Raw genomic sequence first — 15,560 nt, forward strand, 5'->3', positions numbered from 1 at the left:
CCTAGTGCCCCGAGGGCTAGAACATGTGTTCGATCGGGCGTACGATCGTCCGGTGACCGACTACTACCAGGGTTCGCTCCTCGACACGGGGCAGGCGCCCGCCATCGCACCGCTCGAGCCGCGTCGGACGGTGCTCGGCGACGGGGCGTGGGTCGACGTCCAGCCCGGGTGGGTCAGCGGCTCCGACGACCTGTTCCTGCGGCTGCAGTCCGACGTCGCGTGGCATGCCGAACGGCGCGAGATGTACGACCGGGTCGTCGACGTCCCGCGGCTGCTGTGCCACTTCGGGGTGGCCGACCCGCTGCCCGATCCGCTGCTCGTCGAGGCGCGCGAGCGTCTGGGCGACCACTACGAGGCCGAGCTGGGCGAGCGGTTCGCGACGGCGGGGCTGTGCCTGTACCGCGACGGGCGCGACAGCGTCGCCTGGCACGGCGACCGCATCGGCCGTGGTCGCAGCGCCGACACGATGGTCGCGATCGTGTCGCTCGGCGCGGCGCGCCGGCTGTCGCTGCGCCCGCGGGGCGGCGGACCTCAGACCGGCTTCGCGCTCGGCCACGGCGACCTCGTCGTGATGGGCGGCTCGTGCCAGCGCACCTGGGACCACGCGATCCTCAAGACCACCCGCCCCGTCGGCCCCCGCATCAGCATCCAGTTCCGCCCCCGCGGCGTCCTCTGACCCCTGGGCGGTGGGGTGGGGACCTGTCCCGCGCGCGGGCGGTGGCCTGGCGACCTGTCCCGACGTCAGACACGTCGCCACGTCACCGATCCACAGGTCGCCCACGGAGTCCTGCCCGTCCACAGGCGGACGCGATCGGGTTCCGGGGGAGGCGGCGGACGTCGTCCGATGGACTCATGCCACCGGCTGCCGTGATCCCCGACGAGCTGCGACAACGGCCCTTCCACGTCCGCGAGGCTCGGGCTCTCGGGGTGAGCGAGCGTCGTCTGCGCGGCAAGAGCTGGACGTCGCTGTTCCCGCGGGTCTGGGTGCACGTCGAGCACGTCATGACCGACCTCGACTGGATCGCTGCGGCAGCGCTGGCCATGCCGCCGCGGGCGCAGCTGAGCCACCTGACACGGCTCCAGCACCTGGGGCTGGCGATGGGCGGGACGAGACCGTTCCACTTCGTGGTGTCCGGCGACCTGCACATCGACCTGGCCGACATCTTCCTCCATCGCACGGCCGTCCTTCCTCCCCTGGACGACGTGGGCGTGACCCCGGCAGCAGCCTTCGTGCAGCTCTGCGCCACCGCGCGGATGATCGACGCCATCACGGCCGGCGACTGGTTGCTCGGCAACCGGCACATGACCGCGGTCGAGGTCGCCGAGCTCGCAGCCCGTGAACCATGGCGCCCCGGGGCGCACCAGGCGCGTCGCGTCCTGCCGTTCCTCGACGGCGGCTCCCGGTCCTTCAAGGAGTCCGAGACGCGTGCGGTGCTGGTCTTCGCCGGTCTGCCGGTGCCGGAGGTCAACCGCGACGTGCGGGACGCCGCGGGCGCGTTCCTGGGCCGGGGCGATCTCGTCTACCTGCTGTGGAAGCTCCTGATCGAGTACGAAGGACGACAGCACCTGCGCGACGTCGCCCAGTGGAACGTCGACATCGACCGGTACCAGGGCTTCCGCGACGACGGATGGCGCTACGTGCAGGTCACGAACGAGAAGCTCGCCAGGCCGATGAAGCTCGTCTCGGAGGTCTACCGCCAGCTGGTCCGGTGCGGGTACTCCGGGCCCGCGCCGGTCTTCGGGCAGCGGTGGTCCTCGCTGTTCGTCCCCATCTCAGCCGCCCACCCCACAACGCGGTGAGCCTGCGACCTGTCCCGAACGGGGACACGTCGCAGGCTCACCCTCCCGACCCGGAACAGGTCGCTAGCTCACCGCCAGGGGTTACTTCTTGCCGCGGTTGGCGCGGTTGCGCTCGGTGGCGTCGAGGATGATCTTGCGGATGCGGACGGACGCCGGGGTGACCTCGACGCACTCGTCCTCGCGGCAGAACTCCAGCGACTGCTCGAGCGACAGCTTGCGCGGCGGCACGAGCTTCTCGAACTCGTCGGCATTCGAGCGGACGTTGGTCTGCTTCTTCTCGCGGACGATGTTGATGTCCATGTCGTCCGAGCGCGAGTTCTCGCCGACGATCATGCCCTCGTACACCTCGGTGGCAGGCTCGATGAACAGCGTGCCGCGCTCCTGGATGTTGGTCATGGCGTACGACGTCGCCGCACCGGCGCGGTCCGAGACGAGCGAGCCCGACGGACGGGTCGAGATCTCGCCGGCCCACGGCTCGTACTTCTCGAACGTCTGGTGCGCGATGCCGGTGCCGCGCGTGTCGGTCAGGAACTCGGTGCGGAAGCCGATCAGGCCACGCGCCGGGACGATGAACTCCATGCGCACCCAGCCGGTGCCGTGGTTGATCATCTGCTCCATGCGGCCACGACGGACGGCGAGCAGCTGCGTGATCGCGCCGAGGTACTCCTCGGGCGCGTCGATCGTCAGGCGCTCCATCGGCTCGTGGATCTTGCCGTCGACCTCCTGCGTCACGACCTGCGGCTTGCCGACCGTGAGCTCGTAGCCCTCGCGACGCATCTGCTCGACCAGGATGGCCAGCGCGAGCTCGCCACGGCCCTGGACCTCCCAGGCGTCGGGGCGCTCGGTCTCGACGACCTTGAGCGACACGTTGCCGATCAGCTCGCGGTCGAGGCGGTCCTTGACGAGGCGGGCGGTGACCTTGGTACCCTTCTCGCGTCCGGCCAGCGGCGACGTGTTGGTGCCGATCGTCATCGAGATGGCCGGCTGGTCGACCGTGATGAGCGGCAGCGCGACGGGGTTCTCGGGATCGGCCAGCGTCTCGCCGATCGTGATGTCGGGGATGCCCGCGATGGCGACGATGTCGCCGGGGCCCGCGCTCTCGCCGGGCACGCGCTCGAGCTCCTCGGTGACGAGCAGCTCGGTGATCTTGACCTTCTCGACCGTGCCGTCGTGCTTCATCCACGCGACCTGCGAGCCCTTCTTGAGGGTGCCCTGGAAGACGCGGACGAGCGCCAGGCGGCCGAGGAACGGCGACGCGTCGAGGTTCGTGACGTGCGCCTGCAGCGGTGCGTCCTCGATGTACTCGGGGGCCGGGACGGCGTCCATGATGGTCTGGAACAGCGGGATCAGGTTCTCGCTGTCGGGCAGTCCGCCGTCCTCGGGCTTGTTGAGCGAGGCGCGGCCGGCGCGGGCCGAGGCGTAGACGACGGGGAAGTCGAGCGCGTCCTCGCTGGCGCCGTCCTCGAGCAGGTCGAGGAACAGCTCGTACGTCTCGTCGACGACCTCGGCGATGCGCGAGTCGGGACGGTCGACCTTGTTGACGACCAGGACGACCGGCATCTTGGCGGCGAGCGCCTTGCGCAGCACGAAGCGGGTCTGGGGCAGGGGGCCCTCGGAGGCATCGACCAGCAGGATGACCGCATCGACCATCGACAGGCCGCGCTCGACCTCGCCACCGAAGTCGGCGTGTCCGGGGGTGTCGATGATGTTGATCGTGACACCGCCCTCGGGCGAGCCCGGTCCGTTGTAGCGGACGGCGGTGTTCTTCGCGAGGATCGTGATGCCCTTCTCGCGCTCGAGGTCGCCGGAGTCCATGGCGCGCTCGGTGAGCTGGTGGTGCTCGTCGAAGTGTCCCTGCTGCTGGAGCATGGCGTCGACCAGCGTGGTCTTGCCGTGGTCGACGTGGGCGACGATTGCGACGTTGCGCAGGTCGGAGCGAATGGGCATGCGAAAAAAGTCCTCAGCGTGGGGGAATGCTCTCGACAGACGGAGCCTTCCCATTCTAGGGGTGCGCCTTGCGCGGCGACGAATCGCGTAACGTCCCGTTCATTGCGGTGTGACAAAGATTTCGCTTGAGCAACAGTTGCGCCAGCGCTAGTATCTCCGGGTGAGCAGCCACGACCGGGTCTTCGACTCCCTCTACGGGTTCTTCTCCACGTGCGTGGCGACGGGTGACTCCGACACCGTCGACCACTTCATGGAGCTCGAGCTCTCGCTCAGCCAGGTCAAGGCGCTGTTCGTCCTGTCGCAGACGGACGAGCCGCTGCCGATCCACGTCCTGGCCGAGCGCATCCGCCTGTCCGTCGCCGCGACGGGCCGCGCGGTCGACCTGCTCGTGACGGCCGGTCTGGTCGGACGCCGCGAGAACCCGGCCGACCGACGCGTCAAGCACGTCACCATCACCCCTGCCGGCCGCGACGCGACCGACGCCCACATCGAGCTCAAGAAGGCCGCGATGCGCGCCCAGATCGCCCGGCTCGACCCCGCAGAGGCCGAACGCCTCCACGACGCCCTCGTCCCGCTGCTCGACCGCAGCCCCCTCGAACAGGAGCTCTCCGCATGACCTCAGCCCCACCCCCCGTCGTCGATCCCGACGACGACCGGATCACCCCCGACCTGCTCAAGATCGCGGGCGTCGTCGTCCTCGGCGCGATCATGTCGATCCTCGACGTCACGGTCGTCAACGTGGCCCTGCCGACGTTCCAGACCGAGCTGTCGAGCAACGGCGAGCCGCTGTCGTACTCGACCGTCGCGTGGACCGCGACGGCCTACATGCTGGCGCTGGCGGCCGTCATCCCCCTGACGGGGTGGGCGGCCGACCGCTTCGGCACCAAGCGCCTCTACATGACCGCGATCGGCCTGTTCACGCTCGGCTCGCTGCTGTGCGCGACGGCCTGGAACATCGAGGCCCTGATCGGCTTCCGCGTGCTGCAGGGCCTCGGCGGCGGCATGCTGATGCCGCTGGGCATGACGATCATGACCAAGGCGGCCGGCCCGCACCGCATGGGACGCCTCATGGCGATCCTGGGCGTGCCGATGCTCCTCGGCCCGATCCTGGGCCCGATCATCGGCGGCGTCCTGATCGACGCGGCGTCGTGGCACTGGGTCTTCCTGATCAACCTGCCGATCGGCATCGTCGGCCTGCTCTACGCCCAGCGCGTCCTGCCCAAGGACGCTCCGGAGCCCAGCGAGGCCCTCGACGTCGTCGGCATGATCCTGCTCTCGCCGGGCCTCGCGGCGCTGCTCTACGGCGTCTCCTCGATCCCCGAGGAGGGCACCGTCCTGGCGCTCAAGGTGCTGCTGCCCGCGATCGTCGGCGTGCTGCTGATCGCCGGCTTCGTCGTCTGGTCGTTCACGCCGAAGCACCCGCTGCTCGACCTGCGCCTGTTCGCCGACCGCAACCTGACGGTCTCGATCATCACGATGTTCCTGTTCGCCGCCGCGTTCTTCGGCGCCCTGCTGCTCGTGCCGACCTACTTCCAGCAGGTCGACGGCTACTCGGTCAAGAAGGCCGGCCTGCTGATCGCCGCCCAGGGCATCGGCGCGATGCTGACGATGCCGATCGCCGGCGCGCTGACCGACAAGATGCCGGTCGGGCGCATCGTCCCGTTCGGCTTCCTCGGCATCCTGATCGGCATGTTCGGGCTGACGCAGAGCACGGATCCCGGCACGTCCGACTGGAGCATCATGGGCTGGCTGTTCGTGACGGGCCTCGGCATGGGCGCGACGATGATGCCGCTGTTCACCTCGGCGCTCAAGACGCTCAAGGCCTCCGACGTGGCCCGCGGGTCGACGCTGCTCAACGTCACGCAGCAGGTCGCCAGCGCGACCGGCATCGCGACGATCTCGGTCGTCCTGACCAACGCCATGAAGAGCGGCTCGGTCATCGCCGGCTCGGAGAACCTGCCGGGCGTCGAGGGCGGGCTGACGCCGGCCCAGCTCGCGGCCAGCTCCAACACCGACCAGGGGCAGGGGCTGGTCGACGCGCTCGGCGTGCCCGCCAACGTCCTGGCGCAGGGCCTCCAGGACCTCGCCGACGCCTTCCAGTCGTCGTACTGGGTCGCGTTCTTCGTGCTGGTCGTGACGCTCGTGCCCGTGGCGTTCCTGCCCCGCAAGCGCGAGAAGTCGCACCTGCTCGACGCCGAGGACGGCACGACGCCGCCGATCATGATGCACTGACCGGTCCTCGACCGACGACGGCCCCGCCCGGGCACGACCCGGGCGGGGCCGTCGCACGTCCCGCGACCCTGTGGCCCACGCCACATAGGCTGGGCGCGTCGGGGTCGTCCGATCCCCGTCGAGGAGGTCCGATGTCGTCCACCCGAGCCAGCACCGTCGACGGGGTGCTGCAGCGCAGCGCCCGCCGGCACCCCGACCGGACGGCCCTGCTGTTCGCCGACCGCGTCTGGACGTACGCCGAGCTCGACGACGCGGTCAGCCGTGCCGCGCGGGTGCTGCTCGACCTCGGGCTGCGCCACGGCGACCGCGTGGCGACGTACGGACGCAACTCCGACGCGTACCTGCTGGCCTACCTGGGCTGCGCCCGCGCGGGGCTCGTCCACGTCCCGATCAACTACGCGCTGACGGGCGACGAGCTGGCCTACCTCGTCGACGACTCCGGCAGCCGCGCAGTGCTGGTCGACCCGCCGCTGCGGCCTGCGCTCGACGCCGCGGGCCTCGACGTCGCGATCGTCGTGCCGCTGCGCGACGCCGGCGGGTCGCTGCTCGACCTGGCGTCGACCGGCGAGGTGCCCGTGCTCGACGTCGAGGTCTCCGACTCCGACCTCGTGCAGCTGCTCTACACGTCCGGCACGACGTCGAGGCCCAAGGGCGCCATGATGACCCACCGCGCGCTGGTGCACGAGTACGTCTCGTCGGTCGTCGCGCTCGACCTGGCCGAGTCCGACGACCCGCTGCACCCCATGCCGCTGTACCACTCCGCGGGCATGCACGTGTTCCTGATGCCCTACCTGGCGGTCGGCGCGACCAACCACCTCATGGAGGCGCCCGACATCCCCGAGGTCCTGCGCCTGGTCGAGGAACGGTCGCTCAGGTCGGTGTTCCTGGCGCCGACCGTGTGGGTGCCGCTGTCGCAGCACCCCGACGTCGGCACCCGCGACTTGTCGAGCCTGCGCAAGGCCTTCTACGGCGCGTCGATCATGCCGCAGCCCGTGCTGCACCGGCTGCAGGAGGCGCTCCCGGACCTGGGGTTCTGGAACTGCTTCGGCCAGTCCGAGATCGGGCCGCTCGCGACGGTGCTGCGTCCCGAGGAGCACGCCGACCGCTCCGACTCGTGCGGGCGGTCCGTGCTGTTCGTCGAGGTCCGGGTCGTCGACGCCGACGGAGACGACGTGCCGGCGGGGGAGGCCGGCGAGGTCGTCTACCGCTCGCCGCAGCTCTGCGAGGGCTACTGGAACAAGCCCGACGAGACCGCCGAGGCGTTCCGCGACGGCTGGTTCCACTCCGGCGACCTGGTGCGCGTCGACGCGCAGGGCTACCTGACGGTCGTCGACCGCATCAAGGACGTCATCAACACCGGGGGCGTGCTGGTGGCGTCGCGCGAGGTCGAGGACGCGCTCTACACGCACCCCGCCGTGGCCGAGGTCGCCGTGATCGGCACGCCGGACGACCGCTGGATCGAGGCCGTCACGGCGGTCGTGGTGACCACGGCGCCCGTCACGCCCGACGAGCTGATCGCCCACGCGCGGCAGAGCCTGGCCGGCTTCAAGGTGCCCAAGCACGTCCACCTCGTCGACGAGCTGCCGCGCAACCAGTCGGGCAAGCTGCTCAAGCGCGTGCTGCGCGACGGGCTCGATCGATGACGGGCCCGGGGCCCTGGTTCCTCGAGGACTTCGAGGTCGGCCAGGTGCTCACGACACAGGCCCGCACCGTCACGGAGGCCGACGTCGTGGGGTTCGCGGCGTCGACGTGGGACACCAACGAGGTGCACACCGATGCGGTCGCGGCCGCCGACGGACGGTTCGGCGAGCGCATCGCGCACGGCCTGCTCGGGATGTCGTACGCGATGGGGCTCGTGTCGCGGCTCGGCGTGTTCGAGGGCAGCTCGGTCGCGCTGCTCGGGGTGGAGAACTGGCGCTTCGTCGCACCCGTCCGGATCGGCGACACGATCACGTGCCGGCTCGAGATCGTCGGCGTGCGACGCACCAGCGCGGGCGACACGGGGGTCGTCGACCGCCTGTTCACGCTGGTCGACCAGCGCGGCGGGATCGTCCAGCAGGGACGGATCCCGCTGATGGTGAGGGCCCGCGACCGGACGTGAGGCTCAGCTCTCGCGGTGCACCTTGTGCTGGGCCGCCTGCGCGAGCGGCTTGATGACCATCAGGTCGACGTTGACGTGGTGCGGCCGCGTGGCGACCCACACGATCGCGTCGGCGACGTCCTCGGCCACGAGCGGCTCGCGGACGCCGGCGTAGATCGCGTCGGCGCGGGCCTCGTCGCCCCCGAAGCGGTTGAGCGAGAACTCGTCGGTCCGCACCATGCCGGGGGCGATCTCGGTGACGCGGACGGGCTGGCCGTTGAGCTCGAGGCGCAGCGTCTCGGTCATCGCCGTCACGCCGTGCTTCGCGGCGGTGTAGCCGCCACCGCCCTCGTACGTGATGTGGCCCGCCGTCGAGCCGAGGTTCACGAGCGTCCCGGCCCCGCTCGCCACGAGGGCCGGCAGCAGCGCCCTGGTCACCAGGAGCGTGCCGATGACGTTGACCTCGAACATGCGGCGCCAGTCGTCCGCGTCGGCGGCCGACACGGGATCGACGCCGAGCGCCCCGCCCGCGTTGTTGAGCAGCAGGTCGAGGGACGGGCCGACGGCATCGGCGAGCGCCGCGACCTGCGTCTCGTCCGTCACGTCGCACGTCACGGCGGTGCCGCCGATCTCGGCGGCGAGCGTCTCGATGCGATCGGTGCGGCGGGCCACGCAGAACACGTGGAACCCCTGGTGGGCGAGGGCGCGGGCGGTGGCGGCACCGATGCCGCTGCTGGCTCCGGTCACGACGGCGGTGGGCATGGGCCCATCGTGTCAGACCACTGCGGGTGCACGCTGACGCGCAGGTGGGACGATGGAGTCGAAAGGTGGGTGCCCATGCTCCGGCGAATCGCGATGCTGTCCGCGCACACGTCTCCGCTGGAGCAGCCGGGCGACGGCGACGCCGGTGGCATGAACGTGTACGTGCTCGAGCTGTCCCGCCAGCTCGCCGCCCGCGGCATCGAGGTCGAGATCTTCACCCGTGCGACGTCCCGCCACCAGCCGGCCGTGCACGATGCCGAGCCGGGCATCCGGGTGCACCACGTCGCCGCGGGCCCCTTCGAGGGGCTCGAGAAGAACGACCTGCCGTCGCAGCTGTGCTCGTTCGTCCGTGACGTGCTGCGCGCCGAGGTCGAGCGCGAGCCGGGTCACTTCGACCTCGTCCACTCGCACTACTGGCTGTCGGGCCAGGTCGGGACGGTCGCGCGCGAGCGGTGGGACGTCCCGCTGGTGCACACGATGCACACGATGGCCAAGGTCAAGAACGCGATGCTGGCCGAGGGCGACGCCGCCGAGCCGATCGGCCGCATCTACGGCGAGGAGGAGATCGTCCGTCTCGCCGACCGCCTGATCGCCAACACGGCCGAGGAGCGCCGTGAGCTGGTCGAGCTCTACGGCGCGTCGCCCGAGCGGGTCGCGGTCGTCCACCCGGGCGTCGACCTCGAGGTGTTCACGCCGGGACGCCAGGACGAGGCCCGGCGTCGGCTGGGCATCGCCCCCGATGCGGCCCTCCTGCTCTTCGCCGGGCGGATCCAGCCGCTCAAGGCCCCGGACGTCGTCCTGCGCGCGGCCGCCGAGATGCTCCGCTCCGACCCCGCCCTGCGATCGCGCCTCGTCGTCGCGGTCGTCGGCGGGGCGTCGGGCTCGGGCCTCGACCAGCCCACGTCCCTGTCCGACCTCGGCGTCGAGCTCGGCATCGACGACGTCGTCCGCTTCGTGCCGACCGTGGCGCAGCGCGAGCTCGCCGACTGGTACTCGGCGGCGTCCGTCGTCTGCGTGCCGTCGCACAACGAGTCGTTCGGGCTCGTCGCGATCGAGGCGCAGGCCTGCGGCACGCCCGTCGTCGCGGCGCGCGTCGGCGGCCTGTCGACGTCGGTGTCCGACGGCGTCACGGGCGTGCTGATCGACGGCCACGACCCCGTCGACTACGCCGCCGCGATCCACCACCTGCTGACCGACCCCGACGCCCGCGAGGCGATGAGCCACAAGGCCGTCCGCCACGCCGAGGGCTTCGGGTGGGACGTCACCGCCGACCGCACGCTCGGCGTCTACGCCGAGGCCGTCACCGCCCGCCAGGAGGCATCCGCATGACCGACACGACCGCAGACGACGTCCGGCGCACGATCATCGACACGCTAGAGGCGGCGTCGCTGGCCTACACCGAGCACCAGACCGGCACGTTCGAGGTGACCCTGCCGGGCGAGCGCAAGCTGCAGACGACGTGCCGGCTCGACATCGGCCGACACGCCCTCGGCGTCCACGCCTTCGTCGCCCGCAACCCCGACGAGAACCACCAGGTCGTCTACCGCTGGCTGCTCGAGCGCAACCTCAAGATGTTCGGCGTCGCCTTCGCGGTCGACTCCGCCGGCGACATCTACCTCGACGGGCGGGTGCCCCTGGGGTCGGTGACCCCCGACGAGCTCGACCGCATCCTCGGCTCGGTGCTCACCTACGCCGACGAGTCGTTCAACACGATCCTCGAGCTGGGCTTCGCCACGTCGATCCGCAAGGAGTGGCAGTGGCGCGAGTCGCGCGGCGAGTCGACCCGCAACCTCGACGCCTTCAAGCACCTCCGTCCGTGACCGACCGGCGCGGGCCACCAGGTCTCGCGTAGCGTTCTCGGGGTGAAGGTCATCGTGTTCGCCGACGTGACGGATCCGTGGGCCTACATCGGCTCGACCCGCTTCGAGCGGGCCGCGGCGATGTTCTCGATCCTGACGGGCGAGCCGATCGAGCTGACCTACCGTGCCCTGCTGCTCGAGCCCGACGAGCCGAGCGACGGCCGGCTGCTGGTCGAGGCGCTCGACGAGCGCCTGGGCGGACGCGACCAGGTCGAGCTCGTGAACGCCCAGGTCACGGCCGCGGCCCGCATCACGGGCATCGACCTCAACTTCGACGAGGCCGTGCAGGCCAACTCGTTCGACGCGTGGCGGCTGCTCACGTGGGCCGACGAGTCCGGGCCCGGCTTCCAGCGCGACCTGCTGCACCAGCTGTGGCGCGCGCACTTCCTCGAGGGCGCCGACATCGGCGACCCGTTCACGCTCGCGACCCGCGCCGCGCTCGTCGGGCTCGAGCTCGAGACGGCCGAGGCGCTGCTCGCCAGCACCGAGTACGCCGACGAGGTGCGGACGCAGGACGAGGTCGGCACGTCGCTCGAGGTGGCGCAGCTGCCGTACGTCGCGATCGAGCAACGGTGGACGCTCGTGGGCATCCAGTCGCAGAACGACTACGTGCAGGCCCTCCACCAGATCTACACCGAGTGGAAGGCCGAGCAGCCCTCCGAGGAGTGAGCGATAGGCTCGTGCCATGAGCACCCTGATCCTCCTGCGCCACGGCCACAGCGAGTGGAACGCCAAGAACCTGTTCACGGGATGGGTCGACGTCGACCTCAACGAGCAGGGCGTCGACGAGGCTCACCGGGGCGCGACGATGCTCGCCGATGCCGATCTGCTGCCCGACGTCTCGCACACGTCGCTGCTGCGTCGCGCGATCCGCACGTCGCAGATCGTGCTCGACGGCATCGACCGCCACTGGATCCCCGTCAAGCGGTCGTGGCGGCTCAACGAGCGTCACTACGGCGCGCTGCAGGGCAAGGACAAGAAGGCCACCCTCGAGCAGTACGGCGAGGAGCAGTTCATGACCTGGCGCCGGTCGTACGACACGCCGCCGCCGGCGATCGCCGACGACGACGAGTTCAGCCAGGCCGCCGACCCCCGCTACGCCGCGCTGCCCGACGAGCTCCTGCCGCGCACCGAGGCCCTGGCCCAGGTGCTCGACCGCATGCTGCCCTACTGGTACGACGCGATCGTGCCCGACCTGCTCGACGACAAGGTCGTCCTCGTCACGGCGCACGGCAACTCGCTGCGCGCGCTCGTCAAGCACCTCGACGGCCTCGGCGAGGACGAGGTCGTGGGACTCAACATCCCCACGGGCATCCCGCTGGTGTACGAGCTCGACGCCGACCTGCGCCCGACCGTGAAGGGCGGCCAGTACCTCGACCCGTCGGCGGCCGAGGCCGCCATCGCCGCCGTCGCCAACCAGGGCCGCTGACCCGCTGAGGAGCGGGTTACGGCCCCTTGAGCAGTGAGTCGTCGTCCCATTGTCGTGGGGCTGTAGACGTCCGTGCTCAGCGGACGCGAACCGTGACGCGCGCGCTGGCGGCCATGACGCCCGGCTGGGCGGCGTATCGGACCGTGAAGGTGTGGCGGCCCTTCTTGAGGCGCGTCAGCCTCACCGTCGCGATGCCATTCGTGACCTTGACCGCACGCTTCACGGTCTTGCGTCCGTCGAGGATCGTCGCGGTGGCAGCACGTCTGGGCGTGACGCGGATCGTCAGCGTTGCTGCTCCCCGCTTGGTGGAGCGGCCCGTCAGCGACACGACCGGGCGGATCGGGGCGGGGGGCGACACGATCGGGCGTGCTCGCACCGCCGTGGGGAGCGACGTCGCCGCGGCGCAGTGAGGGAAGTACCCGTAGGCGTTGCCGGTGACACGCAGCGAGACCTGTCGTCCCGCGTCCGCGTCGGTGAGCAGATAGTCCGGCGAGGTCGCGCGGGGTAACTCGGTGCCGTCGCGGAGCCACTGGAAGGACAGCCTGAAGTACTCGCTCTCCACGCTCGGGACCCACGTGCCCTGGCGCCCCGTCAGCACTGATCCGACGACGGCGTCGCCTCCGACGGTCGGGACGGACAGGTTCTGTACCTTCACGACGATGACCCCGGCGTACTTCGTCACCGGGTAGGAGTAGTAACCCGGCTTGGTGCCGGTGAGCGTCGCGCGGATGGACCAGCCGAGATCTTCCGGGGTCGGGGTGTAGGTCCGCTGCGTGGCGCCGGGGATGGCCTCGTCGGTGTTGTCCTGGTTCGGCACGCTGCGGATCCACTGGTAGGCGACATCGACATCGGGGACGACGACGCCGCCATCGGTGACCCATGGGGCGGGATTCGCGTCCAGGGTGTGTCCCGGGTGGGGGAGACCGAGCACCGGGCTGTCTGGTGCGTACAAGGGGCGGTCGGCGTCGATCGGGCCGATCTGTGCAGTTGTCGTGGTCCGCTCGCCGAGCTCAGGGTGCGTCACGGTGACGCGGGCCGAGATCATGTGGCCCTCGTCCTCCGGCTGGATGTCGTAGGACGAGTACGAGGAAGACTCCAGGACCGTCGTGCCGTCACGCAGCCACGTGAACTTCGCCGCGTAGGGGCCCGGGCGCCACTCGCCTTGGTTGGCGCCGAGGCTCTCGCCGACCCGGGGCGTGCCCCAGATGTCCGGCGGCGACACGAGAATCCACTCGTCGGCCGCTTCCGCCTGTGCCGCCGGCACGACCGACGGCGCAAGGACGAGCCCCACCACCAGTGCGAGGAACGCGATGACGGGGACGGCGGACGAGCGTGGGTGAGACATGGGTCTCCGGAGAGTGTGGCAAGGGCAAGGGCGAGGGCTCACCCTATGTGTCCGGCGGTCCGCCTGTGTCGGGTTCCCGCTCACGGCCGGTCCCGTCCGATGATCGAGCCCACCGCTGACCCGCTGAGGAGGGGGTTACGGCCCCTCGAGGAGGAGCAGACCGACGCGGGGGAGGGCGACAACCCTCTCGTCGAGGGGCGGCAACCCCCTCGTCAGCTGTCGTACTTGTAGCCGAGGCCTCGGACCGTCGTCAGGGTGATGGGGTTGGTGGGGTCGGGCTCGATCTTGGCGCGCAGCCGCTTGACGTGGACGTCGAGCGTCTTGGTGTCGCCCACGTAGTCGGCGCCCCACACCCGGTCGATGAGCTGACCGCGGGTCAGCACGCGGCCGGGGTTGCGCAGGAAGTACTCGAGCAGCTCGAACTCCTTGAGCGGGAACTTGGTCTCCGACCCGTCGATCGTCACGAGGTGCCGGTCGACGTCCATCCGCACGCGGCCCGCCTCGAGCGACGCGTTGTCGTCGACCTCGTCGGTCGCGCCGCGGCGCAGCACGGCGCGGATGCGGGCCACCAGCTCGCGCGGCGAGTACGGCTTGGTGACGTAGTCGTCGGCGCCGAGCTCGAGGCCCACGACCTTGTCGACCTCGGTGTCCTTCGCGCTGACCATGATGATCGGCACCGACGACGTCTGGCGGATAGCCCGGCACACCTCGGTGCCCGACAGCCCCGGCAGCATCAGGTCGAGCAGGACGATGTCGGCGCCGCCGCGGTCGAACTCCGTCAAGGCGTCGGGGCCCGTCTCGGCGATCGCGACGTCGAACCCCTCCTTGCGCAGGACGTACGACAGCGCCTCGCTGTAGCTCGTCTCGTCCTCGACGACCAAGACCTTCGTCACGCGTGCTTCCCTTCGGTACGGCTGAGTGCCTCAGCGCTGCTGAGGTGGGTGGAGCGGTGGAGGCCGTCGATCTCGTCGGCCTCGTCGATCTCGTGCTGGTAGGCCGGCAGGACGAGCGTGAAGGACGAGCCGAGGCCCGGCTCGCTCCACACCTCGACGGTCCCGCCGTTGCTGGCCGCGACGTGCTTGACGATCGACAGGCCGAGGCCGGTGCCGCCGGTGGCGCGGGCCCGGGCGGGGTCGACGCGGTAGAAGCGCTCGAAGATGCGGTCGAGCTCGTCGCCGGGGATGCCGATGCCGTTGTCGGTGACGGTCAGGCGCACGTCGCCGTCGTCGAGCTGGGCCGTGACGGTGACGCGCGAGCCCTCGGGGCTGTAGGTCACGGCGTTCTCGACGAGGTTGCTGACGGCGGCGTGCAGCTGCGACCGGTCGCCGTGCACCTGCAGGTCGGGCTCGACGGACGTCGCGATCTCGATCTTCTTGTGCTCGGCCTCGGTCGCGGAGTGCTCGCACGCCTCGCCGACGAGCTCGCCGACCTTGATCGCGGTCGCGTCGTCGCTGAGGATGTCGTTCTGCAGGCGCGACAGGTCGATGATCTGCTGCACGAGGCGGGTCAGGCGCTCGCTCTCGAGGTGCATGCGGCTCGAGAAGCGCACGACGGCCTCGGGGTCGTCCTTGGCCTCGCCGACCGCCTCGGCCAGCAGGTTGAGGGCGCCGACGGGGGTCTTGAGCTCGTGGCTGACGTTGGCGACGAAGTCGCGGCGGATCGACTCGACGCGCTGCTCGCGCGTGCGGTCGTCGGCCAGCACGAGGATCAGGCGCGACGTCAGCGGCGCGACGCGTGCGTGGATGTACGACGTCGTGCCGCGCTTGGGCTGCAGCGAGATGTCGGCCTCGCGCACCTGGCCGTCGCGGCGCACCTGGCGCACCAGCGCCATGAGCTCGTCGGGCTCGAGGCGGTCGTCGTTGATGATGCCCATCGCGATCGCGGGGGCCGACGCCTTGACGACGGTGTCGCCGGAGTCGATCAGCACGGCCGAGGACGACAGCACCGACAGGACGAGCTCGGCGCCTGGGGGGACCACGGGTGTCGGCTGCTCGGCCACGGTGTGCTGCGTCCTCTCGCTGAATCTCCACAGGTACGTGACCATGGCGCCGATGACGGCGCCTATCGCTCCCGCGATCACGAGACCTGCGCTGATGTCCACACGAT

15 protein-coding genes are annotated in these 15,560 nt (G+C 70.6%); 10 read left to right on the forward strand and 5 right to left on the reverse strand.

The window, feature by feature from the left end:
• The first annotated feature begins 52 nt into the window (after positions 1 to 52).
• Both ASD10_RS17275 and ASD10_RS17280 read left to right on the forward strand, forming a co-directional pair.
• Positions 53 to 676 carry an alpha-ketoglutarate-dependent dioxygenase AlkB gene (locus ASD10_RS17275; RefSeq protein WP_056612437.1) on the forward strand — a complete coding sequence of 208 codons (624 nt, stop codon included), beginning with the start codon at positions 53 to 55 and terminating at the stop codon, positions 674 to 676.
• Positions 677 to 927: 251 nt separating this feature from the next.
• Positions 928 to 1,800, forward strand: a complete 873-nt coding sequence (locus ASD10_RS17280) for a hypothetical protein (protein WP_056611980.1) — start codon at positions 928 to 930, stop codon at positions 1,798 to 1,800.
• Between the two features lie 81 nt (positions 1,801 to 1,881).
• Here ASD10_RS17280 and typA read toward each other — a convergent pair whose 3' ends face one another.
• Entirely contained in the window at positions 1,882 to 3,747 is a 1,866-nt protein-coding gene (typA, locus tag ASD10_RS17285) for a translational GTPase TypA (RefSeq protein WP_056611983.1), read from the reverse strand.
• Positions 3,748 to 3,907: 160 nt separating this feature from the next.
• On the opposite strand from typA, the gene ASD10_RS17290 reads away from it, so the two are divergent.
• The 4 genes from ASD10_RS17290 to ASD10_RS17305 all read left to right on the forward strand — a co-directional run bounded on the left by ASD10_RS17290 (position 3,908) and on the right by ASD10_RS17305 (position 8,080).
• Entirely contained in the window at positions 3,908 to 4,363 is a 456-nt protein-coding gene (locus ASD10_RS17290; RefSeq protein WP_056611986.1) for a MarR family winged helix-turn-helix transcriptional regulator, read from the forward strand.
• On the forward strand, positions 4,360 to 5,979 hold the full coding sequence (locus ASD10_RS17295; RefSeq protein ID WP_056611989.1) for a DHA2 family efflux MFS transporter permease subunit: 1,620 nt from the start codon (positions 4,360 to 4,362) through the stop codon (positions 5,977 to 5,979). Before ASD10_RS17290 ends, ASD10_RS17295 begins: the two co-directional genes overlap by 4 nt.
• Before the next feature lie 131 nt (positions 5,980 to 6,110).
• Positions 6,111 to 7,622, forward strand: a complete 1,512-nt coding sequence (locus tag ASD10_RS17300) for a fatty acyl-CoA synthetase (protein WP_056611992.1) — start codon at positions 6,111 to 6,113, stop codon at positions 7,620 to 7,622.
• Positions 7,619 to 8,080 (forward strand): MaoC/PaaZ C-terminal domain-containing protein, encoded by a 462-nt coding sequence (locus ASD10_RS17305; RefSeq protein WP_056611993.1) that lies wholly within the window; start codon positions 7,619 to 7,621, stop codon positions 8,078 to 8,080. Before ASD10_RS17300 ends, ASD10_RS17305 begins: the two co-directional genes overlap by 4 nt.
• Before the next feature lie 3 nt (positions 8,081 to 8,083).
• Here the strand turns inward: ASD10_RS17305 and ASD10_RS17310 are convergent, their stop codons facing one another.
• A complete protein-coding gene (locus ASD10_RS17310; protein WP_056611996.1) occupies positions 8,084 to 8,821 on the reverse strand; it encodes an SDR family NAD(P)-dependent oxidoreductase in 738 nt (245 codons plus the stop codon).
• 75 nt (positions 8,822 to 8,896) lie between these two features.
• Here ASD10_RS17310 and mshA point away from each other — a divergent pair, with 75 nt between their 5' ends.
• Genes mshA through ASD10_RS17330 form a run of 4 tightly spaced genes read left to right on the forward strand, consistent with a single transcriptional unit; the run spans position 8,897 to position 12,109 of the window.
• Positions 8,897 to 10,150 carry a D-inositol-3-phosphate glycosyltransferase gene (gene mshA / locus ASD10_RS17315; RefSeq protein ID WP_056611999.1) on the forward strand — a complete coding sequence of 418 codons (1,254 nt, stop codon included), beginning with the start codon at positions 8,897 to 8,899 and terminating at the stop codon, positions 10,148 to 10,150.
• A complete protein-coding gene (locus ASD10_RS17320) occupies positions 10,147 to 10,641 on the forward strand; it encodes a YbjN domain-containing protein (RefSeq protein WP_056612002.1) in 495 nt (164 codons plus the stop codon). Before mshA ends, ASD10_RS17320 begins: the two co-directional genes overlap by 4 nt.
• A 42-nt stretch (positions 10,642 to 10,683) precedes the next feature.
• The gene (locus tag ASD10_RS17325; protein WP_056612004.1) at positions 10,684 to 11,349 is read left to right on the forward strand and encodes a DsbA family protein; all 666 of its coding nucleotides are present in this window, start codon (positions 10,684 to 10,686) and stop codon (positions 11,347 to 11,349) included.
• A 16-nt stretch (positions 11,350 to 11,365) separates the two neighbouring features.
• Positions 11,366 to 12,109: a phosphoglyceromutase gene (locus ASD10_RS17330; protein WP_056612007.1), complete on the forward strand. Its 744-nt coding sequence runs from the start codon at positions 11,366 to 11,368 to the stop codon at positions 12,107 to 12,109.
• A gap of 76 nt (positions 12,110 to 12,185) precedes the next feature.
• Here ASD10_RS17330 and ASD10_RS17335 read toward each other — a convergent pair whose 3' ends face one another.
• The 3 genes from ASD10_RS17335 to ASD10_RS17345 all read right to left on the reverse strand — a co-directional run bounded on the left by ASD10_RS17335 (position 12,186) and on the right by ASD10_RS17345 (position 15,555).
• Complete coding sequence (locus tag ASD10_RS17335) at positions 12,186 to 13,538, reverse strand: Ig-like domain repeat protein (protein ID WP_157432720.1); 1,353 nt, start codon at positions 13,536 to 13,538, stop codon at positions 12,186 to 12,188.
• A 128-nt stretch (positions 13,539 to 13,666) separates the two neighbouring features.
• Positions 13,667 to 14,347, reverse strand: a complete 681-nt coding sequence (locus ASD10_RS17340; protein ID WP_056612012.1) for a response regulator transcription factor — start codon at positions 14,345 to 14,347, stop codon at positions 13,667 to 13,669.
• Positions 14,344 to 15,555, reverse strand: coding sequence for a cell wall metabolism sensor histidine kinase WalK (locus ASD10_RS17345; RefSeq protein WP_082556388.1), 1,212 nt, complete (start codon positions 15,553 to 15,555; stop codon positions 14,344 to 14,346). Before ASD10_RS17345 ends, ASD10_RS17340 begins: the two co-directional genes overlap by 4 nt.
• Positions 15,556 to 15,560: the final 5 nt, after the last annotated feature.

This window comes from Aeromicrobium sp. Root472D3 (assembly GCF_001426485.1).
Taxonomy (GTDB): Bacteria; Actinomycetota; Actinomycetes; order Propionibacteriales; family Nocardioidaceae; genus Aeromicrobium.

Bases quoted from the DNA above. Each gene is read 5' to 3' on its own strand.
- ASD10_RS17300 (WP_056611992.1), top strand. From the start codon at position 6,111: ATGTCGTCCACCCGAGCCAGCACCGTCGACGGGGTGCTGCAGCGCAGC.
- ASD10_RS17330 (WP_056612007.1), top strand. From the start codon at position 11,366: ATGAGCACCCTGATCCTCCTGCGCCACGGCCACAGCGAGTGGAACGCC.
- ASD10_RS17310 (WP_056611996.1), bottom strand. From the start codon at position 8,821: ATGCCCACCGCCGTCGTGACCGGAGCCAGCAGCGGCATCGGTGCCGCC.
- ASD10_RS17295 (WP_056611989.1), top strand. From the start codon at position 4,360: ATGACCTCAGCCCCACCCCCCGTCGTCGATCCCGACGACGACCGGATC.
- typA (WP_056611983.1), bottom strand. From the start codon at position 3,747: ATGCCCATTCGCTCCGACCTGCGCAACGTCGCAATCGTCGCCCACGTC.
- mshA (WP_056611999.1), top strand. From the start codon at position 8,897: ATGCTCCGGCGAATCGCGATGCTGTCCGCGCACACGTCTCCGCTGGAG.
- ASD10_RS17320 (WP_056612002.1), top strand. From the start codon at position 10,147: ATGACCGACACGACCGCAGACGACGTCCGGCGCACGATCATCGACACG.
- ASD10_RS17305 (WP_056611993.1), top strand. From the start codon at position 7,619: ATGACGGGCCCGGGGCCCTGGTTCCTCGAGGACTTCGAGGTCGGCCAG.